This window comes from Nocardia rosealba, assembly GCF_020216065.1.
Taxonomy (GTDB): domain Bacteria; phylum Actinomycetota; class Actinomycetes; order Mycobacteriales; family Mycobacteriaceae; genus Nocardia; species Nocardia rosealba.
The window spans coordinates 840,223-859,327 of record NZ_JAIWNA010000002.1 but is presented as its reverse complement, the minus strand read 5'-3'; the positions used below and the strand labels follow the sequence as shown (position 1 = coordinate 859,327).

Genomic DNA, 19,105 nt, shown 5'->3' with positions numbered 1-19,105 from the left:
GCGGCTCCTAGGTGCGCTGGTCGTGCTTGGCCGGCCGGAACAGCGAACGCGTCCCGAACAGCGAACTGTCGAAGCTGGGGCCCTCGTCGGGCTCGGTGTGATACCGCTCGACCCGCAACACCTCGTTGCGGGACCCGAAGATGAACGGCACCCGCTGATGCACCTGCGTCGGTGGCACCAGCATCACCCGTTCGTGCCCGGTGGTGGCGGCCCCGCCCGCCTGTTCGACGATGAACGCGATCGGATTGGCGCCGTACAGCAGCGAAACCCGCCCCGGCCGAGCCGGATTGCGGGTATCACGCGGGTACAGATACATGCCGCCCCTGGTCAGGATGTGGAAGGTATCGGCGACCAGGGACGCCACCCAGCGCATGTTGAAATCACGGCCCCTCGGCCCGTCCACCCCCTCCAGGCACTCCTGCACATACCGGCGCACCGGCCGCTCCCAGAACCGTTCGTTGGCGGCATTGATCGCGAAACCCGACGTGTCCTGCGGGATCCGCATGCGCGGGTGGGTGAGCACGAACGCGCCGATCTCCCGGTCGAGGGTGAACCCGTCGACGCCGCTGCCGGTGGTGAGCACCAGCATCGTGGCAGGCCCGTACAGGGTGAACCCCGCGCACACCTGCCGCACACCGGGCTGCAGGAAGTCGGCGTCGCACGGTTCGGCGGTGCCGTCGAGCACCTCCTGCGGTGCGCGCAGAATGCTGAAGATCGAACCCACCGGCAGATTCACATCGATATTGCTCGACCCGTCCAGAGCGTCGAACGCCAGCAGGTACTTGCCGCGCCGCTGGGTGGCCGGCACCGCCAACGCGGTGGCACACTGCTCGGACAGCAAACCCGACAGGTGGCCGGTCCACTGTGTCTGGGCAACCATGATCTCGTCGGTCAACGCGTCGAGACGGTCGCTCGCCGACAGCGGCCCGTCCTCGCGTCCCGGAATCGCCCCGCGCGTCACCTGATTGGCGATGATCTTGGTGGCCGTGGCGACCACATTCACCAGCGCGGAGAATTCCCCCGACGACCCGGGATGCCGGTGTTCCTCCTCGATCGTGTAGCGGGTCAGCGTTTTCAAACTGGTCGGCATGGCGAGGCACCCACCTCCTCGAAAACACTGCTGCCCAACACGTCCTCGGCGCACAACGTGACCAGATCCTCGCGCGACAACGGCCGACCCGCTTCCACCAGTCGCTTCGCCTGGCGCAACCGGCACCGATCGATCGCATTGCGCACACTGCGCGCGTTGGAGAACCGCGGGCGCGTCATCCGCACCGTCAGATACCGGGAGAACGCTTCACGTGCCGCGGCATCGAACACGAAATTCTCCGCCGCCACCATCAGCTCGGCGATGGCGAGCAATTCCTCCTGGGTGTAATCGACGAACTCCAGATGATGCGCCACCCGCGACGACAACCCCGGATTGGCCGAGAAGAACTTGTCCATCCGATCCGGATAGCCGGCGAAGATCACCACCAGATCCGCCCGCTCGTTCTCCATCTCCTGCAGCAGGATCTCGATCACCTCCTGCCCGTAATCACGTTCGTTCTCCGGACGGAACAGGTAATAGGCCTCATCGATGAACAACACCCCACCGGCGGCCTTGGCGATCGCCTCCTTGGTTTTCGGGGCGGTGTGACCGATGAACTGGCCCACCAGGTCGTCGCGAGTCACCGTGTGTACCTTCGGTTTACGGATGTAACCCAGCGCGTGCAGCATCTGCGCCATCCGCAGCGCCACCGTCGTCTTGCCGGTGCCCGGTGGGCCGGTGAAACTCATATGCATCGTCGGGCGCGACGATTCGAGACCGAACCGGCGGCGTGCCCGATCGATCATCAACAGCGCCGCGATCTCACGCACCCGCAGCTTCACATTCGCCAACCCGATCAGCTCGGCGTCCAGCGCGGTCAAGGTCTCGGCCACATCGTGACCGGCCAGATCCTGCGAAAGATCCAGCAACGCATCGGCATCGAGCACTTCCTCGGCCTGCGCCACGTCATCCGCCGGGCGCGACGGCCGGACGTCGGTGACGCCCGGCCGTGGCAACCGGAAACCGTTGGCGGTCCCCTCAGCCCCCATACCGCTGTCCCTGCGGACGTTCGGTGGCATAGGACCGCACGCTGTAGATCTGGCGGCGGTCGGCGCCCTCGGCGCGAGCCAGTTCGAAACCGGGCTCCTCGGCCGGACGCTGCACCAGGAAACTCAGCGCCGTCGTCTGTTTGGTGTAGGTGGCGTCATAGGCGTTGACCCGCACATAGTGGCGCGGAAACGTCGACCGGCAGGCGTTGATCTCGGCGAGCACCCCGTCAGGTTCGTCCAGATCGAACAGCGGCAGACCCCACATCTCCCAGTAGGTGTTGCGCGGATGCGGATCGTCGGTGTACTCGATCGACACCGGCCAGTTGTTGAGCAGCGCGTAACGCACCTGGGCGGCGATCTCGGTGTCGGTGAGTTCGGGCAGATACGAGAACGTCCCGTGTCGCAAATACATGACCGGTCTCCCTACAGGCTCGGCGTCGGCACCGCGTCGGGTGCGTCGGTGGACGTGTAATCGAAGGTGACATCACCCCAGGTCGACAGCGCGACCTCGAGCGGGCGGCACGTCGAGGCCGCCGTCCGCAACACATCGGGGCCCTCTTTGAGCAGGTCGCGGCCCTCGTTGCGGGCCTTGACCACCGCCTCGAGCGCCACCCGGTTGGCTTCGGCGCCCGCCGCGATACCGAGCGGATGACCGATCGTTCCGCCACCGAACTGCAGGATCACATCGTCACCGAACAGGTCGAGCAGCTGATGCATCTGCCCGGCGTGGATACCACCGGAGGCCACCGGCATCACACCGGGCAGGCTCGCCCACTCCTGATCGAAGAAGATGCCGTTGCTCAGCTGCGCCGGAATGTGATTCTCGCGCAAGGTGTCGTAGAAACCGCGGGTCGTCGCTGGATCGCCTTCCAATTTGCCGACCACGGTTCCCGCGTGCAGATGATCCACCCCGATCAGCCGGCACCATTTCGCCAGCACCCGGAAACTCACCCCGTGCGTCTTCTGCCGGGTGAACGTCGAATGCCCGGCCCGGTGCAGATGCAGTAGTACGCCGTTGCGCCGCGCCCACTTCGACATCGACTGCATCGCCGTATAACCCACGGTCAGGTCCATCATGATGACGACCGACCCGATTTCCTTGGCGAACTCGGCCCGCTCGTACATGTCCTCCATCGTCGCGGCGGTGACATTGAGGTAATGGCCTTTGATCTCGCCCGTTTCGGCCATCGCCCGGTTCACCCCCTCCATCGCGAACAGGTACCGGTCGCGCCAGCGCATGAAAGGCTGCGAATTGATGTTCTCGTCGTCCTTGGTGAAATCGAGGCCGCCCTTACATGCCTCGTAGATCACGCGCCCGTAATTGCGGGCCGACAAACCGAGCTTCGGTTTCACCGTGGCGCCGAGCAGTGGTCTGCCGTATTTGTTGAGGTATTCGCGTTCCATCACCGTGCCGTGCGGTGGGCCCTGGAAGGTTTTCACATACGCCACCGGAATGCGCATGTCCTCGAGACGCAATGCCAGCAATGGTTTGAACCCGAACACATTGCCGATCACCGAGGAGGTGAGGTTGGTGATCGACCCTTCTTCGAAAAGGTCCAGATCGTAGGCGATATAGGCGAAGTACTCGCCCTCGCGGCCGGGCACCGGGTCGACCCGGTAGCACTTGGCCTGATACTTCGAATGCGCGGTGAGCCGGTCGGTCCACACGACAGTCCAAGTGGCAGTGGAGGATTCACCCGCCACCGCGGCCGCCGCCTCGATCGGGTCGACACCGGGCTGCGGGGTCACCCGGAACACGGCGAGCACGTCGGTGTCGGCGGGCACGTAGTCGGGCGAGTAATAGCCCATCGAGGCGTAGGACTGTACGCCCGGATCCCAACGATCCCGTTCGGTTTCTTCCGCCATGGTTCCTCCTGTGGAATCCGCTGTCCCGTAGCGAATTCCAGGATGGGGGGCACCGGCCGGGTAAACAATCAGAATGTTTCCGACAACGCTCAACCGAAACGTTGAGTTTGCTACCGTCGGGTATGGGCAGGGTCAGTTCGGGTCGGATGGAAACTTTCCTCGCTGTCGCCCGCCTGGGATCCATCCGCCGTGCCGCGGCACAACTCCACGTCACCGAAGCCGCCGTCTCGGCCGCCGTCACCCATGTCGAAAAGCAGCTCGGCGCCAAACTGATCGTTCGTTCAGGACGGGGTATCGCGCTCAGCGAAGCGGGCCGGGTGTACGCCGAATACTGCCGGGGGATCCTCGGTTTGATGAAGGAGGCGCACGCCGCCGTCCGGCAGGCCGACGCCGGGCGATTACGCATCGGCGTCGTGGCGACCGCGGGCGAATCCGTGGTGTTGCGGCCGCTCGCCTCGTTTCGCCGCCGCTACCCCGATGTGGAACTGAGCCTGTCGATCCAGCCGCGCGACGTGCTCTTCCTCGAATTGCAGCACCACGAAACCGATCTCGTCATCGCAGGGCGCCCGCCGCACGACGCGGGCCTGGTCATCCAGGCGCGCCGCCCCAGCACCCTGGTCGTCGTCGGCACCGACAACCCCGACCCTCGCCACACCACCTGGCTGCTGCGCGGCACCGGTTCGGGCACCCGCGAAGCCACCCTCGCCCTGCTCGACCGCCTCCAGATCGACCCGCCCACCCTCACGCTCGGCTCCCACGGCGCCGTCATCGCCGCCGCCCGCGAAGGCCTCGGCATCACCCTCATCCACTCCGACGCCGTCGGCGAACACCTCCGCTCCGGCGCCCTGCACACCATCGACGTCCCCGGCACGCCCCTCGACCGACCCTGGCACGCCGTCACCACCCCCACCCCCACCCTCACCACCCGCCTGTTCCTCGCCCACCTCATCGACCCCGCCGAAACAGGCCCGGCCGACGCCTTCCACGCCGCCATCGGCCCCTGATCACGGTTCGCGAACGAACTTCGGGGGCGTTACGCCGGGGCGGTCTGCGATCGGAACCGTGGCGGTCGGTCCCGGTCGAAGAAGCCGTGGACGGGGGCTTGTCCGATGAGTACCGTCGTCGGGCAGGGGGCGAGATCGTCATCCGGTCGAATGAAGGGGTGGGACATGGCAACCGAGGTGAAACTTTCCGGGGACGCACTCGAACTACCGGGCGGGGTGCGCGTGACATTCGTGCGGACCTTGCGGCTGCCCGAGACGGGCACCTACCCGTTGCCGCCGGGGCTCGGCACCTTCCCGCTGCGCCGGGTCGCCGACTACCCCGACACCGTGCCTGAGGAATGGCGGGAACGCGGCGGGGTGATGCTGCCGGTCTACCAGCGCGAGGCCCTGTGGTTGAAATTCACCGCCACCACCCCGGCCGCCTTGAAAGTGGCGGTCGGCAAGGTGTGCGCGGTGTCGGGCAAGCCGTGGAGCGATGTGCTGGGCAAGGACCCGCAGAACTACCTCCCCCTGCCCGACCAACCGTGGCTCGACGGCATCAACTCCGGTGACGGTGTCGTGCGCCAGTTCGTCGCGGTGCCGATGGGACTCGGTGCGACCGTCGAAGGTCAGGTCACCGGCGCCGAGCAGTGGGGTGGGGTGCAGTTGGCGGTGCACGGGCTCACCGAAACGGCGCTCGCGACCTGGCGCAGGCAGCAGGAAGAGGCCCGCCCACGGCATTTGCCGACTCCTCCACCGGGCGGTAATCCACCTTGGGCGACAACTGCTTACAGCGCTCAGATGTCGGTGAGTGCCCCGCCGTACGGTGCCGCGGTCGCAGGTGCGCCTGCGGGAAGTCCGGTCGGCGCTCCCCCTCCCGTAGCGCCCGGCAGTGCGCCCGCCCCGTCCGCCGCACCCAGGCCGTCCGGTGCGCCCGGTGGCGCCCCCGCCGGTGCCGCCCGAAAAGCCCGAGGCCGCGCACGCCCGCAAGCCAGATCAATGGGTCTCGGCGCCGGCGGCACGATGCGCCAGGAGATCTACGCCGATCACCGCCCCGTCGACGACTATCACCGCGAAGCCGACGCCCGGATCTTCGTCCACCTCGCCTCCGCCGCCGAATGGGAACAGATCACCGGCGAACCGGCCCCCTCCACCCCCGTCACCGCGCAGTCCTACGCCGAACACGGCCTCCCGTGGTTCGACTACTACGCCGCCGACGCCGAAGACCTCGCCCCGTCCGCCGAGCTCGCCGCCGTCAAACCCACGGGCAACTGGCTGGCCGACGAACAGCCGAACCCACCGATCGAAGACGATCTTCCGGTGATCTCGCTGGGCGACCAGACAGTTCAAGACGGGAACTGGTAGCCGACGGTGAGCGCACGGTAGTGGTCGGCAGGCTGCGGCCGCCGCTTCCCCTTGGCGCCGGTCGAAGACCGGAGTTCTCCAGCCGCCGATCCCGGGCCGGCGGTTCCTCGGCGAGCAGCTCGACGAAGGTGTAGGTGCAGGTGCAGGTGGGCAAGGACAACATCGACGGGCATTCGGCCGCATCATGTGAAGGCGGGGCCTAGGGGTTCGATTCTCCTAGACCCCACAGTCAGTGCTCGGCGGAGTCGACCAGCGCTCGGTACACCCAATCGTGGGCGCGTCCCACGGTGATACGCGCACCGAGAAGCTGTTCTGTCAAAGTCCAATACCGGTGGATTCGCTGATCGCTGTCGGTCGCGTCGTCCAGTAGTTGTGCACGGAAACATGGCGTATCTCGTTCCCCGCGCGCACCGGCATGCGCGGTGACGAACCGATCGAGTTCGTCACCGCCGCGTGGCCGCACACTGTCGGTAACCAGGGGCACCACGTCGGCCATCACGTCTCCGATCTGTCCGTAGAGGCGGCGAGGTTCACGAATCCGATCGGCCGGTCCGCGCCAGTACTGCTGGCGCACAACGCGGTTCAGTTCCGGTTCGGAGACCGTCGCGACCAGCTCGGCATAGGCGACGACCTCGTCGACGGACGGATCACCGGGCGGCTCCGGCACATTCCAGTAGATCCACCCTTCGACGTCGTCCGCCGGTATCGGCGCGAGCGCACGCAACCAGAACCGCACCAGACAGTCGCGCGCCGCCCCGCCGTCCTGCACGGCCGCCAACAGAGCCAGCCGCGCGGCCCGACACGCAGGGGACGCGTCTTCGACCGCCCGCAGGCAGGCGCGCCGCCAGGCCAGCGTTCGCATTTCGACATCGAGGCGGGCGCTTTCGGCAGCGACCACCTCGGCGATCGACCGCTCACCCCGCAACACCTCGGTAATCGACCCCAACCCGAGCCCGAGCGCCCGCAACCGCTTGATCAGCAAAACCCGTTCGACAGCCGACTCCGCCTCGAACAATCGATGCCCACCGACGCTGCGGCGAGCATCCAGAATGCCCTCGTCGCAGTAGAACCGGATGGTCCGGACCGCGAGCCCGGTGCTGCGCGCCAACTCCCCGATACTCACCAACGTTGCCTGTGTGTCGTCGGTCACAACCAGTTGAACCTCCACCCCGGTGGAGCTCTTACGGTACTGCACGTACGTAATCACCTCGAACGAAGGACAATTCGTGGCAACCACGCAGCAGGAGATCATCGCGGGCATCGCCGACATCATCGAGGAGGTGACCGGCATCGAAGCCGCCGAGGTGACCCCGGAGAAATCCTTCATCGAAGACCTCGAGATCGACTCCCTGTCCCTCGTGGAGATCGCCGTCCAACTCGAGGACAAGTACGCCGTGAAGATCCCCGACGAGGACCTGTCGAGCCTGCGCACCGTCGGTGACGCCGTCACCTACGTCCAGAAGATGGAGGCCGAACAACCCCAACTCGCTGCCGAAATGGCCGCCAAGCTCAAAGACGGACCGGCCCGGTAGGAGCACACCGGTGAATAGGCGGGCGGTGGTGGGAGATTCGGATATCGGCTGTTCGGCCGAACCCGCCACCACGCCCGCCGACCCGACGTACGATCCGTCTGTGGCCGAATCAGATCGTTCCACCCCGCTGCGTGTGCTGGTCTACAGCAATGACGCCGATACCCGTCAACAGGTGATTCTTGCGCTGGGGCCACGGCCCCGGCCGGATCTACCGGAGCTCGACTACCTCGAGGTCGCGACCGCACCGGTCGTCATCGAGCAGATGGATGCCGGTGGGATCGATCTCGCGATTCTCGACGGGGAGTCCGTGCCCGCGGGTGGCCTCGGGATCGCCAAGCAGCTCAAGGACGAGATCGAGCAGTGCCCGCCGGTGGTCGTGCTCACCGGCCGGCCCGACGATGCCTGGCTGGCCAACTGGTCGCGGGCCGAGGCCTCGGTGTCGCACCCGATCGACCCGATGCAGCTCACCCGCGCGGTCGCGGGCGTACTCCAGGCCCGCTGAACGCAGTGTCCTGTTCCGTCGCATAGTCGACGCCACCTCCATACCCACAGAACCACTGGTAACCCCAGTGGTTCTGTTGTGTGCGCACCGAGCGGATTACCACCGTTTCGCTCATGAATCTCGGTACTGAAATCGATCAAACAGTCCCCTCGAAACGCGCGGCGCACCCCTGAAAGAGCGATAGTCTGTGCTCTAGCTCACACGAGCGCGGGTTCTGTATAACGCTCCGCCATCGCTGCACAGCGGGCGAGGCCCCGGTTCGGCGGACAACGTTGTCGGCCCCGTCTCGCCGAAAGCTGCCGTCCGCGGCCGCGCCACACGGCACGGCCTGCTCCAGCGAGGAGGGGAAGTGCAGTCGTGAACATCGAAATGCCCGCACTCGTACTCGGCGCCATCGCCGCGGCGTTCGCGGTGTTCTCCGTCGTCATGGCGGCGCTGGTCGGCCCGAAGCGATACAACCGGGCCAAGCTCGAACCCTACGAATGCGGCATCGAGCCCACACCGCACGCCATCGCAGGCGGGCCGGGAGATGTTGGGGGCCAACGCTTCCCGGTGAAGTACTACCTCACCGCGATGCTGTTCATCATCTTCGACATCGAGATCGTGTTCCTCTACCCGTGGGCTGTCCATTTCGACGCCCTCGGGTTGTTCGGGTTCGCCGCGATGGCGCTGTTCATCGTCAATGTGTCGGTCGCCTACGCCTACGAATGGCGCCGCGGCGGCCTCAGCTGGGAATGAGTGGGAAATAATGGGTCTCGAAGAGAAACTGCCCAGCGGGTTCCTGCTGAGCACCGTCGAGGATTTCGCCGGATACCTGCGTAAAGGGTCGCTGTGGCCGGCCACCTTCGGCCTGGCCTGCTGCGCGATCGAGATGATGGCCACCGGCGCCGGACGATTCGACATCGCCCGCTTCGGCATGGAGGCGTTCCGCGCCTCGCCCCGCCAGGCCGATCTGATGATCGTCGCCGGCCGGGTGAGCCAGAAGATGGCACCGGTCCTGCGCCAGGTCTACGACCAGATGACCGAGCCCAAATGGGTGCTGGCCATGGGTGTCTGCGCGTCCTCGGGCGGAATGTTCAACAACTACGCCATCGTGCAGGGCGTCGACCACGTGGTCCCGGTCGACATCTACCTGCCCGGCTGCCCGCCCCGACCGGAAATGCTGCTCAACGCCATCCTCGCGTTGCACGCCAAGATCGCCGAGATGCCGATGGGCGTCAACCGCGAGGAAGCGATCCGCGCCGCCGAACAGGCCGCGCTCGCCAGCACTCCGACCATCCGTATGGAGGGCCTGCTGCGATGACATTCGACTCTCCCGACAACACCGACAACACTGCGGGGCAGGGCATTCCGGAGGAAACCCCGGAAGCGCCCAAGCATCGCAAACCAGCTGAGGACGAGGTGATCGGTACCCGCCACGGCATGTTCGGCGTGCACGGCACCGGCGATACGTCCGGCTACGGCGGCCTGGTCACCCCGGTGGTGCTGCCCGGCGGCACGCCACCCCCGTACGGCGGTTGGTTCGACGCCTTCGTCGGTACCCTGCGCGCTGCCCTCACCCACCGCGTCATCGCCTTCGACACCGTCATCGAGAAGATCGTCGTCTTCCGCGGCGAGCTCACCCTGCACGTGCGCCGCGAACACCTCGTCGACGTGGCGAGCGCCCTGCGCGACGACAGCTCACTGCGCTTCGAACTGTGCCTCGGCGTCAGCGGGGTGCACTACCCCGACGAAACCGGGCGCGAACTGCACGCCGTGTACCACCTGATGTCGATCACCCACAGCCGTCGGGTACGCCTCGAGGTGTCGGTCCCCGATGCCGACCCGCACATCCCGTCGCTGTTCTCGGTGTATCCGACCGTCGACTGGCACGAACGCGAAACCTACGACTTCTTCGGCATCCTCTTCGACGGGCACCCCTCGCTCACCCGCATCACCATGCCCGACGACTGGCGCGGACACCCGCAGCGCAAGGACTACCCGCTCGGCGGGATCCCGGTGGAGTACAAGGGCGCGCGCATACCGCCGCCCGACGAGCGGAGGACCTACAGCTGATGACCGACACCGATTTCCGCCGTGACGAACCACGGGTCGTCACCGTGGCGGGCCAGGACTGGGACCAGGTCGGCGAGGTGCTCGACGGTGCCGGTGAAGAACGCATCGTCGTCAACATGGGCCCCCAGCACCCCTCCACGCACGGCGTGCTGCGCCTGATCCTCGAGATCGAGGGCGAAACCGTCACCGAGGCCCGCTGCGGCATCGGCTACCTGCACACCGGCATCGAGAAGAACCTGGAATTCCGCAACTGGACCCAGGGCGTCACCTTCGTGACCCGAATGGACTACCTGTCCCCGTTCTTCAACGAGACCGCCTACTGCCTCGGCGTGGAGAAACTGCTCGACATCACCGAGCAGATTCCCGAACGCGCCACCGTGGTCCGCGTGCTGTTGATGGAGCTCAACCGCATCTCCTCGCACCTGGTGGCCCTGGCCACCGGTGGCATGGAACTGGGCGCGCTCACCCCGATGTTGTTCGGCTTCCGTGAACGCGAACTCATCCTCGATGTCTTCGAAACCATCACCGGCCTGCGGATGAACCATGCCTTCATCCGTCCCGGCGGTCTCGCCCAGGACCTGCCCGACGACGGCGTCACCAAGGTGCGTGAACTCCTCGACATCATGCCGGGCCGGTTGCGCGATATGGAACACCTGCTCAGCGCCAATCCCATCTGGAAGAAGCGCACCCAGGACATCGGTTACCTCGACCTCACCGGCTGCATGGCGCTCGGCATCACGGGGCCGGTGCTCCGAGCCACCGGTCTGCCCCACGACCTGCGCAAATCCGATCCGTACTGCGGCTATGAGAACTACGAGTTCGACATCCCGACCACCACCGGCTGCGACTGCTACGGCCGCTACCTGATCCGGGTGGCCGAGATGCGCGAATCGCTCAAGATCGTCGAACAGTGCCTCGACCGGTTGCGTCCCGGCCCGGTGATGATCGACGACAAGAAGATCGCCTGGCCCGCCGACCTGAAACTGGGCCCCGACGGACTCGGCAATTCCCCCGAACACATCGGCAAGATCATGGGCACCTCCATGGAATCGCTGATCCACCACTTCAAGATCGTCACCGAGGGCATCAGAGTACCTGCCGGACAGGTGTATTCGGCCGTCGAGTCGCCACGCGGTGAACTGGGCGTGCACATGGTCAGCGACGGCAGCACCCGCCCGTACCGGGTGCACTACCGCGACCCCTCGTTCACCAACCTGCAGGCGGTCGCCGCGATGTGCGAGGGCGGCATGGTCGCCGACGTCATCGCCTCCGTCGCCAGCATCGACCCCGTCATGGGAGGGGTAGACAGATGACCGAAAAGCCTGCGAGCCCAACGGTTCTGCTGAATCTCACCGTCCGGCCCGAGCCGTATCCGCCGCACATTCGCCAACGTCTCGAACTCGACGCCAAAGACATCATCACCCGCTACCCGCATCCGCGTTCGGCCCTGCTGCCACTGTTGCATCTGGTGCAAGCGGAGGACGGATATGTTACCGGTACCGGGATCGACTTCTGCGCCGAGCAATTGGGGCTCACCGGCGCCGAGGTCACCGCTGTGGCCACCTTCTATTCGATGTACCGCCGGACCCCCACCGGTGACTACCACGTGGGCGTGTGCACCAACACGCTGTGCGCGGTACTCGGTGGGGACGCGATCTACGAAGCGCTGCAACAGCATCTGGGGATCGGCCACGGTCAGACCACCCCCGACGGCGCCGTCACCCTCGAACACATCGAGTGCAACGCCGCCTGCGACTACGCGCCGGTGATGATGGTGAACTGGGAGTTCTTCGACAACCAGACCCCCGAATCGGCCATCGAGATCACCGACGCGCTGCGTGCCGGTCATCCGGTGCGGCCCAGTCGTGGCGCCCCACTCTGCACGTTCCGCGAGACCGCGCGAATCCTCGCCGGCTTCCCCGACGAACGACCGGGTGTCCTCGAGGGCGCTCCCGGCGAGCCCACGCTGGCGGGATTGCGCGTCGCCGACGGAGCGGCCTCGGCCCCTGAAACCGGTTTCCCGGCAGCGGATTCCGGAGACGGCGAGGGCGCGCGATGACCACGCTCACCCCTGTACTGAGCCGAAACTGGGATCGTCCACAGTCCTGGACGCTCGACACCTATTCCAGCACAGGCGGTTACGAAGGTCTGCGGGCCGCGCTGCGGATGCAGCCCGACGACGTTATCCAAACGGTCAAGGACGCGGGTCTGCGCGGACGCGGAGGTGCGGGCTTCCCCACCGGGATGAAGTGGTCGTTCATCCCGCAGGGTCCGGGCCCCGACGGCACGACCAAACCGCACTACCTCGTCGTCAACGCCGACGAGTCCGAACCGGGCACCTGCAAAGACATTCCACTTATGCTCGCCACCCCGCACACTCTGATCGAGGGAGTGGTGATCGCCGCCTACGCCATCCGGGCGAACACCGCCTTCATCTACGTGCGTGGTGAAGTGGTTCCGGTGCTGCGCCGCCTGCAGGCCGCCGTCGCCGAGGCCTACGCCGTCGGCTTCCTCGGCAACAACATCCTCGGCTCGGATTTCGACCTGGAACTGATCGTGCACGCAGGTGCGGGCGCCTACATCTGCGGCGAGGAAACCGCCCTGCTCGATTCCCTCGAGGGCCGCCGCGGGCAGCCACGGTTGCGGCCACCGTTCCCCGCCGTCGCCGGTCTCTACGCCTGCCCGACGGTGGTCAACAATGTGGAATCGATCGCGTCGGTGCCCTCGATCCTGCGCAACGGCACCGATTGGTTCCGCTCGATGGGCAGTGAGAAGTCGCCCGGCTTCACCCTGTACTCGCTCTCGGGCCATGTCGCCCGCCCCGGCCAGTACGAGGCACCGCTCGGCATCACCCTGCGCGAACTGCTCGACTACGCAGGCGGTGTGCGCGCCGGGCACACCCTGAAGTTCTGGACACCGGGCGGTTCGTCGACACCGCTGTTCACCGCCGACCACCTCGATGTCGCCCTCGACTACGAAGGTGTCGCCGCCGCCGGTTCCATGTTGGGCACCAAGGCATTGCAGATCTTCGACGACACGACCTGTGTGGTGCGGGCGGTGCTGCGCTGGACCGAGTTCTATGCCCACGAGTCCTGCGGCAAATGCACACCGTGCCGCGAGGGCACCTACTGGTTGGTGCAACTGCTGCACCGACTCGAGGCGGGTCAGGGCACCGAGGCCGACCTCGACAAGCTCGCCGACATCGCCGACAACATCAACGGCAAATCGTTCTGCGCGCTCGGTGACGGCGCGGCCAGCCCGATCTTCTCCTCGCTGAAGTACTTCCGCGAGGAATACCTCGAGCATCAGCGTCGCGGCGGCTGCCCGTTCGACCCGGCTCGCGCCACGGCGTGGGCCTCAGGAAAGGCGACCCGATGACAGCGATCGCACCCGGCAACAACTCCGGCGTGGTACCCGCCGATCTGGTGAGCGTCACCATCGACGACACCACCATCCAGGTCCCCGCGGGCACCCTGGTGATCCGCGCGGCCGAACTGATCGGCGTGCAGATCCCCCGCTTCTGCGACCACCCACTGCTCGACCCCGTCGGCGCCTGCCGCCAGTGCATCGTCGAGGTCGAAGGCCAGCGGAAACCGGTGGCCTCCTGCACGATTCCGGTCACCGACGGCATGGTGGTGCGCACCCAGCTCAGCTCACCGGTCGCCGAGAAGGCTCAGCGCGGGGTGATGGAACTGCTGCTGATCAACCATCCGCTGGATTGCCCGGTGTGCGACAAGGGCGGCGAATGCCCGTTGCAGAACCAGGCCATGTCCACCGGCAGCGCCGAGTCCCGCTTCGAAGGTGAGAAACGCACCTACCCCAAGCCCATACCGCTGTCCTCGGCGGTGCTGCTCGACCGGGAACGGTGCGTGCTGTGCGCCCGGTGCACCCGGTTCTCCCAGCAGGTGGCCGGTGACCCGTTCATCGAACTGATGGATCGTGGTGCGCTGCAACAGGTCGGTATCGCCCAGGCCGAACCGCTCGACTCGTACTTCTCCGGCAACACCGTGCAGATCTGCCCGGTCGGCGCGCTCACCGGCACCTCCTACCGGTTCCGTGCCCGCCCCTTCGACCTGGTCTCCACACCCAGTGTGTGCGAGCACTGCGCGTCGGGCTGCGCGCAACGCACCGATCACCGGCGCGGGAAAGTGCTGCGGCGCTTGGCCGGTGACGACCCGCAGGTCAACGAGGAATGGAACTGCGACAAGGGCCGCTGGGCCTTCGCCTACGCCACCGAACGCGACCGCCTCACCACCCCACTCGTGCGTGGCTGGGACGGCGTGCTCGCCCCCGCCTCCTGGCCCCAGGCCCTGGCCGCCGCCGCGACCGGATTGCAGGCCGCCATCGGCAACGCCGGTGTGCTGGTCGGTGGGCGCGTCACCGAGGAAGAGGCCTACGCGTACAGCAAGTTCGCGCGAATGGTGCTGTCCACCAACGACATCGACTTCCGCGCGCGCGTGCACTCCGAGGAGGAGGAACGGTTCCTCGCCGCGTGCGTCGCCGGACGTGGCATCGACGTGGACTACACGGCACTGAGCAAAGCTCCCGCGGTGCTGCTGGTCGGTTTCGAACCCGAAGAGGAATCGCCGATCGTCTACCTGCGCCTGCGTAAAGCGGTGCGCAACCGAGGTCTGCGGGTGGTGTCGTTGGCGCCGTTCGCTGCTCGAGGGCTCGAACGACTCTCCGGTGCACTCATCCAGACCCCGCCGTGCGCCGAAGCCGATGTTCTCGATGCCGTGCGTACCGAAACCTCCCCGGACGCCGCCGAACTCATGGACCTGCTTCGGTCCCCCGGCGCGGTCATCATGGCAGGCGAACGGCTCGCCGGTAGCCCGGGCGCGTTGTCGGCGGTGGTCCGGTTGGCCGAGGCCACCGGCGCCGCGCTCGCCTGGGTGCCACGCCGAGCCGGTGAGCGCGGAGCGCTCGAAGCCGGCGCATTGCCCAGTCTGCTGCCCGGTGGCAGGCCCGTCATCGATCCGACCGCGCGCCAGCAGGTTCGTCACCGCTGGCAGAGTGGCGAACTGCCCGTCGGTCCCGGCCGCGACACCTCGGCGATCCTCGCGGGCGCGGCCCAGTTCGGCGCACTGGTGATCGGCGGCGTGGACCCCGCCGACCTGCCCGACCCGGCCGCGGCCCTGGCCGCGATCGACGCCGCCCGGTTCGTGGTGAGCCTCGAACAACGCCACAGCAGCGTCACCGAACGCGCCGACGTCGTGTTCCCCGTCGCCACCGTCGTCGAGAAGACGGGCACCTTCCGCACCTGGGAAGGCAGGCCGCGCCCGTTCGCGGCCACACCTCTGGACACCACCCGCCGCGTCGCCGCACCCCTGTCGGACCTGCGCGTATTACATTCTCTGGCCGCCGAAATGGGTGTCCCGATCGCACTGCCCGATGCCGCTGCGGCCCGGGCCGAACTCGACGCTCTCGGTGGTTGGAGCGGTGAGCCGATCACCGCGCCCGAATTCTCGAGCCGGACCAGACCCACACCCGGTCCCGGTACGGCGGTGCTGGCCGGGTGGCGGATGCTGCTCGACGCCGGTCGCCTGCAGGACGGCGAACCCCACCTCGCCGGGGTCGCGCGTCCACCGGTCGCCCGGCTCTCGGCCGCCACCGCCGCCGAGATCGAAGCCGACGAGGCCGACCACATCATCGTCGCCACCGACCGTGGCGAGATCACCGTGCCGCTGATGATCACCGACCTGCCCGACCGGGTGGTGTGGCTGCCGCTGCACTCACCCGGTTGCACGGTCGGTACCACCCTCGGCGTGACGCCCGGCGCCGTGGTGCGCCTGCGCCGCGCCGACGACAGGATGAAGGAACACCGCCATGAGTGATCGTGTGCTACTCCTCGCGGCCGACGCCGGGCCGGTCTTCGGCACCGACCCACTGTGGCTGGTCGTGGTCAAGGCGCTGGCGGTGTTCGTCTACCTGATGCTCGTGCCGCTGGTCGCGGTGTACGCCGAACGCAAGGTCGTCGCCTGGATGCAGATGCGGGTCGGCCCCAACCGGGTCGGGCCGGGCGGGATGTTCCAGTCGATCGCCGACGGCGTGAAGATGGCGCTCAAGGAAGACATCATCCCCGCCATCGTCGACAAGCCGATCTACGTGCTCGCGCCGATCATCTCGGTGATCCCGGCGTTCATGGCGTTCGCGGTGATCCCGTTCGGACCGGAGGTGTCGATCTTCGGCACCCGCACCGCGTTGCAGCTCACCGACATGCCCGTCGGTGTGCTCTACATCCTGGCCATCACCTCCATCGGCGTGTACGGCATCGTGCTGGCCGGCTGGTCGTCGAACTCGACGTATCCGCTGCTCGGCGGGCTGCGTTCGACCGCACAGGTCATCTCCTACGAGATCGCGATGGCACTGACCTTCGCCACGGTGTTCCTGCTCTCGGGCACCATGGCGACCTCCGGCATCGTCACCGCCCAGGAGGGCACCTGGTATGTCTTCCTGTTGCTGCCGTCGTTCCTGATCTACTGCGTGGCGATGGTCGGTGAGACCAACCGGGCACCGTTCGACCTGCCCGAAGCCGAGGGTGAGCTCGTCGGTGGCTTCCACACCGAGTACTCCTCGCTGAAGTTCGCGATGTTCATGCTCGCCGAATACGTCAACATGGCAACGGTTTCCGCGCTCGCCACCACCCTGTTCCTCGGTGGGTGGCGCGCACCGTTCCCGATCAGCCTGTGGGAGGGCGCCAACTCCGGGTGGTGGCCGGTGCTGTGGTTCACCGCCAAGGTGTGGACGTTCCTGTTCGTGTTCGTCTGGTTGCGCGGCACCCTGCCCCGTCTGCGCTACGACCAGTTCATGAACCTCGGCTGGAAACTGCTCATCCCCACCTCGCTGGTGTGGGTCATGGTCGTAGCCGGTGCGCGGGTGCTCGACATCGAGGGCATTCCCGGGCAGACACCCATCCTGGTCGGCACCGGCATCGTCGTCACCGTCGGGTTGATCGGCATGTTCGTGCGGGCAGGCCGGACGAAGGGGTTGCCGCCGCTGCCGGAGGAACCCGCGAGTTCGCCCGTGTTCCTCGGTTTCCCGGTGCCGCCGATTCCACCACGCACCGCCGACGCCGAACCGCGGATCGGTCTGCTCGATCCCTTCGCCGGGTTCGCCGTCACCGGGGCGACCATGTTCAAGAAGCCCAACACCGAGTTCTACCCCGAACAGAAGGTGCCGACCGCGCCGCGCTATCACGGCCGCCACCAGCTCAACCGCTACGCCGACGGCCTCGAGAAGTGCATCGGCTGCGAACTGTGCGCCTGGGCGTGCCCGGCCGACGCCATCTACGTCGAAGGCGGCGACAACACCGAGGACGAACGCTTCTCCCCCGGTGAACGCTACGGGCGGGTGTACCAGATCAACTACCTGCGCTGCATCGGCTGCGGCCTGTGCATCGAGGCCTGCCCCACCCGGGCGCTCACCATGACCAACGAATACGAACTCACCGACGACAACCGCGCCGACCTCATCTACGAGAAGGACCGGCTGCTTGCGCCGATGGAGCCCGGCATGGTCGCTCCGCCGCACGCGATGGCGCCCGGCACCGACGCCGCCGACTACTACCTCGGTCGCGTCGGACCCGCGGCGTCCGAAGAGGAGGTCCTGCGATGAGCACCCTGCTGGCCGCCGACATCGCCGCCACCTCCACCGGGGAAGCCGTGCTGTTCTGGGTGCTCGCCCCCATCGCCGTGCTCGGCGCGCTCGGCATGGTGACCGCGGCCAAGGCCGTGCACTCGGCACTGTGCCTGGCCGCGACCATGATCGCGCTCGCCGTGTTCTACATCGCCCAGGACGCCCTGTTCCTCGGTGTGGTGCAGATCGTGGTGTACACGGGCGCGGTGATGATGCTGTTCCTGTTCGTGCTGATGCTCGTCGGTGTCGACTCGGCCGAATCGCTGCGCGAAACCCTGCGCGGGCAACGCATCGCGGCCGCGATCGTCGGCCTCGGATTCGGTTTGCTGCTCATCGGCGGCATCGGGTCAGCGCTGAGCGGAGACGGTACCCGCTTCGCGGGCAACGGTTTCGGCGAACGAGATGTGATCGCCGAACTCGCCGAGCTGATCTTCCTGCGCTACGTCTGGGCGTTCGAACTCACCGGCGCCCTGCTGATCACCGCCACCATCGGCGCCATGGTGCTGGCCCACCGCGAACACTTCACGCCGCGCCGCGGTCAGCGCGAGATGTCACGTGACCGTTTCCGTACCGGCGGTGAACGCGCCACCCCGCAGCCGACACCGGGCGTCTTCGCCCGGCACAACGCCGTCGACAGCCCGGCCCTGCTGCCCGACGGCTCCTACGCCGAACACTCGGTGAGCACCATCCTGCGCCACCGCCGCACCCGCGCCCACGAAGAAGCGCTGTTCCTGGCGGCGGGCGCGGCACGCGGCGACAACCCGACGGCCGACGAGGAAGGCAAGCGGTGAACCCCCAGAACTACCTGTTCCTGTCCGCGCTGTTGTTCACCATCGGCGCCGCCGGAGTCCTGTTGCGGCGCAACGCGATCGTGGTGTTCATGTGCGTGGAGCTCATGCTCAACGCGGTGAACCTGGCCTTCGTCACCTTCGCCCGGCTGCACAGCGACCTCGACGGTCAGGTGATCGCTTTCTTCACCATGGTCGTGGCCGCCGCCGAGGTCGTCGTCGGTCTGGCGATCATCATGACGATCTTCCGTGCCCGCCGGTCGACCTCGGTCGACGCCGCCAACCTGCTGAAGTTCTGAC

The 19,105-nt window shown here is 66.9% G+C and carries 19 protein-coding genes; 14 read left to right on the top strand and 5 right to left on the bottom strand.

Translation table 11 applies throughout. The features are described from left to right. Positions 1–7: 7 nt before the first annotated feature. The 4 genes from LDL21_RS10955 to LDL21_RS10940 are packed head-to-tail and all read right to left on the bottom strand — an operon-like array spanning position 8 to position 3,945. Entirely contained in the window at positions 8–1,090 is a 1,083-nt protein-coding gene (locus tag LDL21_RS10955; RefSeq protein ID WP_225279896.1) for a class 1 fructose-bisphosphatase, read from the bottom strand. Then, positions 1,075–2,079 carry an AAA family ATPase gene (locus LDL21_RS10950; RefSeq protein ID WP_225279895.1) on the bottom strand — a complete coding sequence of 335 codons (1,005 nt, stop codon included), beginning with the start codon at positions 2,077–2,079 and terminating at the stop codon, positions 1,075–1,077. The genes LDL21_RS10955 and LDL21_RS10950 overlap by 16 nt, the downstream gene beginning before the upstream one ends. Beyond that, positions 2,069–2,491, bottom strand: a complete 423-nt coding sequence (locus LDL21_RS10945) for a ribulose bisphosphate carboxylase small subunit (RefSeq protein WP_225279894.1) — start codon at positions 2,489–2,491, stop codon at positions 2,069–2,071. Before LDL21_RS10945 ends, LDL21_RS10950 begins: the two co-directional genes overlap by 11 nt. 11 nt (positions 2,492–2,502) lie before the next feature. Beyond that, entirely contained in the window at positions 2,503–3,945 is a 1,443-nt protein-coding gene (locus tag LDL21_RS10940) for a form I ribulose bisphosphate carboxylase large subunit (RefSeq protein ID WP_067489955.1), read from the bottom strand. A 146-nt stretch (positions 3,946–4,091) separates the two neighbouring features. On the opposite strand from LDL21_RS10940, the gene LDL21_RS10935 reads away from it, so the two are divergent. Then, positions 4,092–4,949, top strand: a complete 858-nt coding sequence (locus tag LDL21_RS10935) for a LysR family transcriptional regulator (RefSeq protein WP_067490379.1) — start codon at positions 4,092–4,094, stop codon at positions 4,947–4,949. A gap of 165 nt (positions 4,950–5,114) precedes the next feature. Next, positions 5,115–6,293 carry a hypothetical protein gene (locus LDL21_RS10930; RefSeq protein WP_225279892.1) on the top strand — a complete coding sequence of 393 codons (1,179 nt, stop codon included), beginning with the start codon at positions 5,115–5,117 and terminating at the stop codon, positions 6,291–6,293. A gap of 229 nt (positions 6,294–6,522) precedes the next feature. On the opposite strand, the gene LDL21_RS10925 is transcribed toward LDL21_RS10930, so the two are convergent. Next, a complete protein-coding gene (locus LDL21_RS10925) occupies positions 6,523–7,443 on the bottom strand; it encodes a MerR family transcriptional regulator (RefSeq protein ID WP_225279891.1) in 921 nt (306 codons plus the stop codon). 76 nt (positions 7,444–7,519) lie between these two features. On the opposite strand from LDL21_RS10925, the gene acpM reads away from it, so the two are divergent. From acpM to nuoK, 12 genes are all read left to right on the top strand, one after another. Further along, positions 7,520–7,825 (top strand): meromycolate extension acyl carrier protein AcpM, encoded by a 306-nt coding sequence (gene acpM, locus LDL21_RS10920; RefSeq protein WP_225279890.1) that lies wholly within the window; start codon positions 7,520–7,522, stop codon positions 7,823–7,825. Between the two features lie 100 nt (positions 7,826–7,925). Next, positions 7,926–8,327: an Rv3143 family two-component system response regulator gene (locus tag LDL21_RS10915; protein ID WP_067983753.1), complete on the top strand. Its 402-nt coding sequence runs from the start codon at positions 7,926–7,928 to the stop codon at positions 8,325–8,327. A 369-nt stretch (positions 8,328–8,696) separates the two neighbouring features. Further along, complete coding sequence (locus tag LDL21_RS10910; protein WP_255674901.1) at positions 8,697–9,065, top strand: NADH-quinone oxidoreductase subunit A; 369 nt, start codon at positions 8,697–8,699, stop codon at positions 9,063–9,065. Between the two features lie 10 nt (positions 9,066–9,075). Further along, complete coding sequence (locus LDL21_RS10905; RefSeq protein ID WP_067489943.1) at positions 9,076–9,630, top strand: NuoB/complex I 20 kDa subunit family protein; 555 nt, start codon at positions 9,076–9,078, stop codon at positions 9,628–9,630. After that, positions 9,627–10,382 carry an NADH-quinone oxidoreductase subunit C gene (locus LDL21_RS10900; protein ID WP_181697246.1) on the top strand — a complete coding sequence of 252 codons (756 nt, stop codon included), beginning with the start codon at positions 9,627–9,629 and terminating at the stop codon, positions 10,380–10,382. The genes LDL21_RS10905 and LDL21_RS10900 overlap by 4 nt, the downstream gene beginning before the upstream one ends. Next, a complete protein-coding gene (nuoD, locus tag LDL21_RS10895; RefSeq protein WP_067489941.1) occupies positions 10,382–11,695 on the top strand; it encodes an NADH dehydrogenase (quinone) subunit D in 1,314 nt (437 codons plus the stop codon). Before LDL21_RS10900 ends, nuoD begins: the two co-directional genes overlap by 1 nt. Continuing rightward, entirely contained in the window at positions 11,692–12,441 is a 750-nt protein-coding gene (nuoE, locus tag LDL21_RS10890) for an NADH-quinone oxidoreductase subunit NuoE (protein ID WP_225279888.1), read from the top strand. Before nuoD ends, nuoE begins: the two co-directional genes overlap by 4 nt. Next, positions 12,438–13,760 (top strand): NADH-quinone oxidoreductase subunit NuoF, encoded by a 1,323-nt coding sequence (nuoF, locus tag LDL21_RS10885; protein ID WP_225279887.1) that lies wholly within the window; start codon positions 12,438–12,440, stop codon positions 13,758–13,760. Before nuoE ends, nuoF begins: the two co-directional genes overlap by 4 nt. Further along, entirely contained in the window at positions 13,757–16,216 is a 2,460-nt protein-coding gene (locus LDL21_RS10880; protein WP_225279886.1) for an NADH-quinone oxidoreductase subunit G, read from the top strand. Before nuoF ends, LDL21_RS10880 begins: the two co-directional genes overlap by 4 nt. Next, positions 16,209–17,996 (top strand): NADH-quinone oxidoreductase subunit NuoH, encoded by a 1,788-nt coding sequence (gene nuoH / locus LDL21_RS10875; RefSeq protein ID WP_225279885.1) that lies wholly within the window; start codon positions 16,209–16,211, stop codon positions 17,994–17,996. Before LDL21_RS10880 ends, nuoH begins: the two co-directional genes overlap by 8 nt. After that, positions 17,993–18,808 (top strand): NADH-quinone oxidoreductase subunit J, encoded by an 816-nt coding sequence (locus LDL21_RS10870; RefSeq protein ID WP_225279884.1) that lies wholly within the window; start codon positions 17,993–17,995, stop codon positions 18,806–18,808. The genes nuoH and LDL21_RS10870 overlap by 4 nt, the downstream gene beginning before the upstream one ends. Further along, positions 18,805–19,104, top strand: a complete 300-nt coding sequence (gene nuoK, locus LDL21_RS10865; protein WP_067489925.1) for an NADH-quinone oxidoreductase subunit NuoK — start codon at positions 18,805–18,807, stop codon at positions 19,102–19,104. The genes LDL21_RS10870 and nuoK overlap by 4 nt, the downstream gene beginning before the upstream one ends. The last annotated feature ends 1 nt before the right edge of the window (position 19,105 follow it).